Here is a 6,871-nt window from a genome sequence, read left to right as displayed (position 1 = left end):
GTTTAATCAATTTAAAATATTAATAGTATTCTATTCTTTATATAAAAAATTATAATCAACCTATTTAGTATATAACGTATTAATAAATTAGTAATAATGCATAGGACTCCATTCCATCATGACAATTTTAGAAAGAGCCGTTTTAATTTTTTAAATTTTTAACAGTGTCAAAAAATTTAATTATAACTTCAAAACAAATTTTTCATTAGAGTTTCAGTGCTTGAAATAGATAAGTATCGGAACTTTTTTATAAGTTTTATACGAACAGTTTTAATGGGTGATTTTATTGATTTAGGGTAAATTTTTTAAAATTCGTCTTATTTTTTTAACATTTGAATTTTAATATGCATATCCAGGTCTGGTTAGATGAAATTGCTATTAAATAGAGTTTAACATAGTATCTGATGAGTTTCGCTACTTTTTTATATGCTTTTTTTGATTTTTCCTTCAGCAAAAATTTTGTTCAGTTTGTGGGAATTCTTTAATTTTTCACGGTTAATTTTCTTATTTTTGTTCATGTTTTATGAACTTTATTTCACTAAATAGCAAGTTTTAAATAAGTAAAAACTATATTTCCAATCAAGCAGTTGGAAAAAAAAATAGACTGTGGTAAAATCTAGAGAGGAAAAATTAATGAAAAAAAGTCGAATGATTCTGATTATTATTTTAATTGCTATAATTATGGCTCTGGGCATTCTGTCTTTTGGACCGGGTGCTTCTCAAAGAATTGATATTGTTGGTTCCACATCAGTTCAGCCTGTAGCTGAAAAGCTTGTAGAGGAGTATAAAATCAGTCATCCTGATGTAAAAATAAATGTTCAGGGCGGAGGATCCAGTTTGGGCATCAAAACTGTTCATGATGGAATTGCTGATATAGGAATGAGTTCCAAGGAATTGGACAGCAGTGGAAAAGAGGGCATTTCTGAATATGAAATTGGAAGAGATGGTATTGTAGTTGCCGTAAATGTTAAAAACAATGTCTCTGATTTAACTAAAAGTCAGCTGAAAGATATTTTTTCCGGAAAAATTACTAACTGGAGAGAAGTTGGCGGAAATGATGGTGAAATCCACATTGTATGCCGTGAAGCTGGATCAGGTACATTGAATGCATTTGAAGATATTGTAATGGGTGATACTAAGATTAAAAGCGATGCAATTGTTCAAAGTTCTACTGAAGCTGTAAAACAGTCAGTCAAACAGGATGAAAATGCAATAGGCTTTGTTTCCTTTGCACATGTTTCTGATGATGTAAAGACTTTAAATATTGGAGGAATAACTCCGGGAAATGAAACAATTGCAGACGGTTCATATGAACTGCAAAGACCTTTTTTATTTATAGTTAAGGGAAATCCTTCAGGCGAGCTGAAAAAATTCATCGACTGGACGGGCGGAAGTGAAGCCCAAAAGATTATTGAGGAAGAAAAAATTATCAAATCAACAGAATGATTTGTCGGGAGTGTTTATCATGAAAAAATCTTTATATGAATTATTAATAGAAAAGTCGCTGTTTTTAACGGCGCTTCTGTCATGCTTTATAATTTTAATTATTTCCGGTTTCATATTTATCGAGGGTTTGCCGGCAATTCAGGAATACGGTTTTTTCAAATTTTTACTGGGAAATCTCTGGGCTCCTAATGACGGTGAATTCGGAGTATTTTCAATGATTGCAGGATCACTTTACGTAACATTCCTTGCACTTTTAATTTCAACACCTCTGTCAGTTTTATGCGCTACATTCATGGCGGAAGTTGCAGGTGAAAACGTCAGAAATATATTAAAGCCGGTTATCCAGACATTATCTGGAATTCCTTCCGTTGTTTACGGATTTTTCGGACTTGTAGTGTTGGTTCCTTTTATAAGGTCTCATTTTGGAGGAAGCGGATTCAGCGTACTTACTGCCGCATTAATCCTGTCGGTCATGATTCTTCCAACCATAATATCAGTTTCATATGATTCGCTTAGAGCAGTACCTGGCGAGTATAGGGAAGCATCACTGGGACTTGGCGCAACAGGATGGCAGACAATCAGCAAAGTGGTAATTCCATCAGCTCTTCCCGGAATCATCACCGCAATAATTTTGGGAATGGGAAGGGCAGTCGGCGAAACATTGGCAGTGATAATGGTTGTCGGAAATGTTTCAAAAATACCTTACTCAATATTTGAGCCTGCAAGAACATTAACGTCCAATATTGCACTGGAGATGAGTTATGCAACTGGAATTCACTATCATGCATTATTTACAACAGCAGTCATACTGTTTATACTAATAATGCTGCTTCTGGTAGTTGTGAAATGTATTCAAAGGAGATTCAGCCTTGATATTTCCGGAGGGTCATTATGAAAAGCTTTTTATCACCGGGCAGGTCTCAAAAAATCATGAATTCAGTATTGATTTTTTCAGGCGTACTCACAATTTCAGTTCTGGTAATCATTCTGGCATTCATATTGATTGAAGGCCTTCCTGCAATAAATTTGGAGTTTATTTTCAGCAGTGTTAAAGACCAGGGCAGATCAGGAGGAATATTGCCGATAATTGTCTCCAGTTTATATGTGACTCTAATTTCAGTTTTAATAGCGGCTCCTTTAGGTGTAGGTGCGGCAATCTATGTTGTTGAATATGCAGAAAACAGGAAGCTTGTTAATATAATACGTTTCGGGGCAGAGACATTGGCATCTATCCCTTCAATTGTCTTCGGTTTATTCGGATTTGCATTTTTCGTAATGTTTTTGAAGATGGGGTGGTCTGTATTTTCAGCAGGTCTTGTTTTGGCAATTATGGCGATTCCTACAATATTTCAGGTAGTTGAAGTTTCATTAAGGTCAGTTCCAAGCACATATAAGGAAGGAAGCTATGGTCTGGGAGCAACAAAATGGCAGACTATATGCAATGTGATTTTGCCTGCGGCAATTCCCGGAATCGTAACTGGGATAATACTTGCAATGACAAGGGCCATTTCAGAAGCCGCCGCTGTAATGTATACAGCCGGTTCATCTGTTTCCATGCCGATTTCAATGTTTGATCCGGGCCGTCCGCTGCCCCTTCATCTGTATATTCTGGCAACTGAAGGAATATCCCTGCAGAATGCATTTGCAACTGCTGCGGTTCTTGTAATTATAGTGATGGTAATTACATTTTTAACCAATTATTTCACACAAAGGTATCAAAACAAAATGATGGGAAATTTATAAAGTTTATGAGGTTTTATTATGTATAGGATTAATGCAAAGCATCTCAACACTTATTTTGGAGATGCACATATTCTTAAAGATATCAGTTTAAAAGTAGCTGAAAACACAGTTATGGCACTTATTGGTCCGTCAGGCTGTGGAAAATCAACTTTTTTAAGGTCAATCAATAGGATGAATGATTTAATAGCTTCATTTAAATTAGAAGGAACACTTCTTTTGGATGGAAATGACATTTATTCTAAAGATATGGATGTGGTGGATTTGAGAAGAAAGGTAGGAATGGTTTTTCAAAAGCCAAATCCCTTTCCCAAATCCATTTTTGAAAACGTGGCATACGGACTTAGAATTCACGGAAATGATGATGAGGATTATATCGCACAGAGAGTTGAAGAAAGTTTAAAATCAGCGGCAATTTGGGATGAGGTAAAAGACAAGCTTGACCAGTCAGCTTTAGGTCTGTCCGGAGGCCAGCAGCAGAGACTATGCATTGCACGTACAATTGCAAATAACCCTGAAGTTATTCTGATGGACGAACCGTGTTCTGCACTGGATCCGATTTCAACATTGAAAATAGAAGACCTGATTCATGAGCTTAAAAAAGATTATACGATTGTTATTGTTACCCATAATATGCAGCAGGCTTCAAGGGTTTCTGATTTCACGTCATTTTTCCTCAACGGGGAGCTGATTGAAAGTGAAAAAACAGAAAAGCTATTTGTAAGTCCGAAGGAGAAAAAAACAGAAGAATACATTACAGGAAGATTTGGATAAAGGGGATGTGAAATTATGAGCGAAAAAACACCGGGAATTTCATTTCAAAACAGAATGGACAATATTGTAGATGATTACAGGGAACTTGGAAATCTTGCTATCAGATTAAACGGGGACGTTGTTAAACTGCTTGAAAATTATGATGAATCAGTTCACAAAAGCATATCTGCAGGTTCCAGCACATTGGATATCAAAACAATTAACCTAGAAAGGGTCTGCATAAGATTCATGGCTACCGAACAGCCACTGGCTAAGGATTTGCTTTTTATAGAATCCATGCTCAGGGTTATCAGCCACATCAAAAGGGTTGGACATTTGTGCGCCAAGATTGCCGATTCAATCAGAAATATTCGCGATGTTGCCATTCCCAAAAAGATACTTAATCAGCTGGCTTTGATGGGTGAGTATATTGGAATCATGTTAAAAAAATCATTTTCAGTATTTTTAAATCATGATCTGGACAAGGCAAGAGAGCTTGACAGGGATGATGATAAAATAGATGAGCTATACGATTCTATTTTAAATGAAGTTACATCAACAATGATTAATGATGCTGAATTTGCGCCCTATATTATCGATACAATTTTTCTGGCAAGATATATGGAAAGAATAGCCGACAAGGCAGTAAGTATAGGTTCAAGAACAATATTCATGATAACTTTAAAAAGACCTGGAATAGATGAGTGAGGAAATTTGAATAAATATTTGTACTAGTTAAAAAATAACTAGTCATATCTTTTGTGGTGAGTCATTAAAATGGGAAGAAGTAATAAAACACTGGAAGAAATTTTAGAGTACATATTTTATCAAAATCCGGCCAATCAGGATGAAATTGCCGATGATTTGAAAATAAGCCGGAGGTATGTAACCAAATTGTTAAAGCCACTGGTCGATGAGGACATTGTCCGCAAGGTTTATGTTGTTAATCTGGAAAAATATGATGAAGTTTACGGAGGTTTCGAAAACAGCAATAAAAAAATTTCGACAGATTTTTTAATTAAAAACATTTTAAGGACTATGGCTGAGCATATAGAAAATCAGCTGGAACTCTCCTTTGAAGCAATCCTTGAAAATGATAAACAGAAAGCAAATGAAGCTATTGAACTCGATTTTACAACAAATAACATGTTTGAAAAGATTCGCTCATCAGTTGAAACAGTAGTCAATTTGGACCCTCACTCAAAACTTTCCAAAATTCTTCTTTTTAATGAAGTGGCTTATAATTACGAAAGAATCGGTGATTACTGTATCCATCTCAATAAGTTTGTCATCAATGATGATTCTGTAGTTGACGATAAGATTCTTGACATCCTCAAAAAGATGTATAAATACGCAAAAAGATCTGTTTCCTATGCAAGTGAAGCATTCATTGACGGTAAAGTTGAGTTAAAAGAAGATTTGATGGATACAGAAGAAAAGATGCATAAAATGCAGGATAGAGCCATGAAGGAAATTGCTCTTCAGATGGGTGAGTCCACTTTTGATGATGTTGACCATGCGAATTATTATATTTATCTCACACGAGTAATCAAAGCATTTGAAAGAACTGGAGATATTTCCGTTGAAATAATGGATATTGCAATTGAATTTCACAAAAATATTCCAAGATCTACCGTTCCCCGCTATTTCAGGGAATGATTTATTTTAATTTTTTAAATTTAAGGATTAAGTTTACATTTTTTCTTGGAAATGTTTTGCAGTTGAATAATATCAAGTGTCATTTTTGCCACATTAATTATAATCGTGTGAGAATGGTACTGGAAATAATCAAACTAATCAAAAAAACAACAGGTCCTCATGTGCACTGTAAAGTTAATCTGGATGGACATGGCAAATCTGAATGTAAGACTTGCAATAACTGTTACTGGAAAAAGGAAAGTATTTGTTTGATTGAAGATAGTGACTAATCATCACTATTTTATTAATTTAATCTGGTTCGAATTTCACTTTCTATATGGATGGGGACAATAGGGATTTTTAAAAGTGTTCAAAAGTTAATCGGATAGATTATTAATATCCTCAATTAATTCATCCAACAATTCATTATTTTTATTTAATTCACGTGCCTTGTTTATATAACGTAAAGCTTCATCATAATTTCCTAATCCTATTGATATTCTGGAAATACTATATAAATATCCGAATTCATTAGGATCAATTTCTGACGCTGATTTAAAGTAATCTAGTGCTTTTTCATAATTTCCCAAGTAGTTGTTGCAATAGCCTAGATTTGCATAAAGAAATGGGTGGTCATATCCTAGTTTCTGGGATTCTTCCAAGCTAATTAAAGCTTCATCGTAGCGTTTGAGCATGTTTAATGCACTTCCTTTTACTGTTAAAATGTAAGGGTCTTTTCCAAATATGAATATGGAACAGTTTGCAAATTTTAAAGCTATTGAAAAATGATTGTGTCTTAAAAAGAATCTGGCCAGTATGTCTAAAGTAGGTTCGAGGCATACCCAGAGTAAAAACAATAGAAAACCAAAAAATCCATATACTAAAAGCCAGTCATTGTTTTTGATTCCGATATACATCTCGATGAGACAAACAACCATCATTACATATGTTAGGAATTTAGAAACTTTATTTTGAGCTATATCTGCAAACTGATAAAATAGAATGATGATTATTAAGGAAGATGTGAAAATATTCCATAAACTAAAATTATATGTGCATTGGTAAATTAAATTCGCAATCAGTAATATTGCAAGAATTAGATATTTTACCTGTTGGTTCATACAAATACTTTTCGAGTTTATGATATATAACATTTTAATTGATTACATGCATGATATGAGTTGTAAACAGCAAGTTTAAGGTTTAGCAGATTAAATTATAGTAATTATTGTTTTAACATTGTAATTTTCTAAATTAAATCTAATATTTGTTTGTTTTAATATATAAATACTTA

At 33.9% G+C, this 6,871-nt stretch carries 7 protein-coding genes; 6 read left to right on the top strand and 1 reads right to left on the bottom strand.

Annotated elements, in window-relative coordinates; all coding sequences use genetic code 11:
• Positions 1-633 precede the first annotated feature (633 nt).
• The 6 genes from ACKI2P_RS02745 to ACKI2P_RS02720 all read left to right on the top strand — a co-directional run bounded on the left by ACKI2P_RS02745 (position 634) and on the right by ACKI2P_RS02720 (position 5,598).
• Positions 634-1,446: a phosphate ABC transporter substrate-binding protein gene (locus tag ACKI2P_RS02745; RefSeq protein ID WP_407374785.1), complete on the top strand. Its 813-nt coding sequence runs from the start codon at positions 634-636 to the stop codon at positions 1,444-1,446.
• A gap of 19 nt (positions 1,447-1,465) precedes the next feature.
• Positions 1,466-2,341 (top strand): phosphate ABC transporter permease subunit PstC, encoded by an 876-nt coding sequence (gene pstC / locus ACKI2P_RS02740; RefSeq protein WP_407374784.1) that lies wholly within the window; start codon positions 1,466-1,468, stop codon positions 2,339-2,341.
• The gene (pstA, locus tag ACKI2P_RS02735; protein WP_407374782.1) at positions 2,338-3,189 is read left to right on the top strand and encodes a phosphate ABC transporter permease PstA; all 852 of its coding nucleotides are present in this window, start codon (positions 2,338-2,340) and stop codon (positions 3,187-3,189) included. Before pstC ends, pstA begins: the two co-directional genes overlap by 4 nt.
• A gap of 18 nt (positions 3,190-3,207) precedes the next feature.
• Complete coding sequence (gene pstB / locus ACKI2P_RS02730; protein ID WP_407374780.1) at positions 3,208-3,960, top strand: phosphate ABC transporter ATP-binding protein PstB; 753 nt, start codon at positions 3,208-3,210, stop codon at positions 3,958-3,960.
• A gap of 15 nt (positions 3,961-3,975) precedes the next feature.
• A complete protein-coding gene (gene phoU, locus ACKI2P_RS02725; RefSeq protein WP_407374779.1) occupies positions 3,976-4,647 on the top strand; it encodes a phosphate signaling complex protein PhoU in 672 nt (223 codons plus the stop codon).
• Between the two features lie 69 nt (positions 4,648-4,716).
• Positions 4,717-5,598, top strand: coding sequence for a PhoU domain-containing protein (locus ACKI2P_RS02720; RefSeq protein WP_407374777.1), 882 nt, complete (start codon positions 4,717-4,719; stop codon positions 5,596-5,598).
• 356 nt (positions 5,599-5,954) lie between these two features.
• Here the strand turns inward: ACKI2P_RS02720 and ACKI2P_RS02715 are convergent, their stop codons facing one another.
• Positions 5,955-6,698 (bottom strand): tetratricopeptide repeat protein, encoded by a 744-nt coding sequence (locus tag ACKI2P_RS02715; protein ID WP_407374775.1) that lies wholly within the window; start codon positions 6,696-6,698, stop codon positions 5,955-5,957.
• Between the last annotated feature and the right edge of the window lie 173 nt (positions 6,699-6,871).

The organism is Methanobrevibacter sp. (assembly GCF_045541095.1).
Classification (GTDB): Archaea; Methanobacteriota; Methanobacteria; order Methanobacteriales; family Methanobacteriaceae; genus Methanocatella.
The sequence above is the reverse complement of the archived record's forward strand: the minus strand, read 5'-3'. Positions and strand labels throughout refer to the sequence as shown.

Bases quoted from the DNA above. Each gene is read 5' to 3' on its own strand.
- ACKI2P_RS02745 (WP_407374785.1), top strand. From the start codon at position 634: ATGAAAAAAAGTCGAATGATTCTGATTATTATTTTAATTGCTATAATT.
- pstC (WP_407374784.1), top strand. From the start codon at position 1,466: ATGAAAAAATCTTTATATGAATTATTAATAGAAAAGTCGCTGTTTTTA.
- pstA (WP_407374782.1), top strand. From the start codon at position 2,338: ATGAAAAGCTTTTTATCACCGGGCAGGTCTCAAAAAATCATGAATTCA.
- pstB (WP_407374780.1), top strand. From the start codon at position 3,208: ATGTATAGGATTAATGCAAAGCATCTCAACACTTATTTTGGAGATGCA.
- phoU (WP_407374779.1), top strand. From the start codon at position 3,976: ATGAGCGAAAAAACACCGGGAATTTCATTTCAAAACAGAATGGACAAT.
- ACKI2P_RS02720 (WP_407374777.1), top strand. From the start codon at position 4,717: ATGGGAAGAAGTAATAAAACACTGGAAGAAATTTTAGAGTACATATTT.
- ACKI2P_RS02715 (WP_407374775.1), bottom strand. From the start codon at position 6,698: ATGAACCAACAGGTAAAATATCTAATTCTTGCAATATTACTGATTGCG.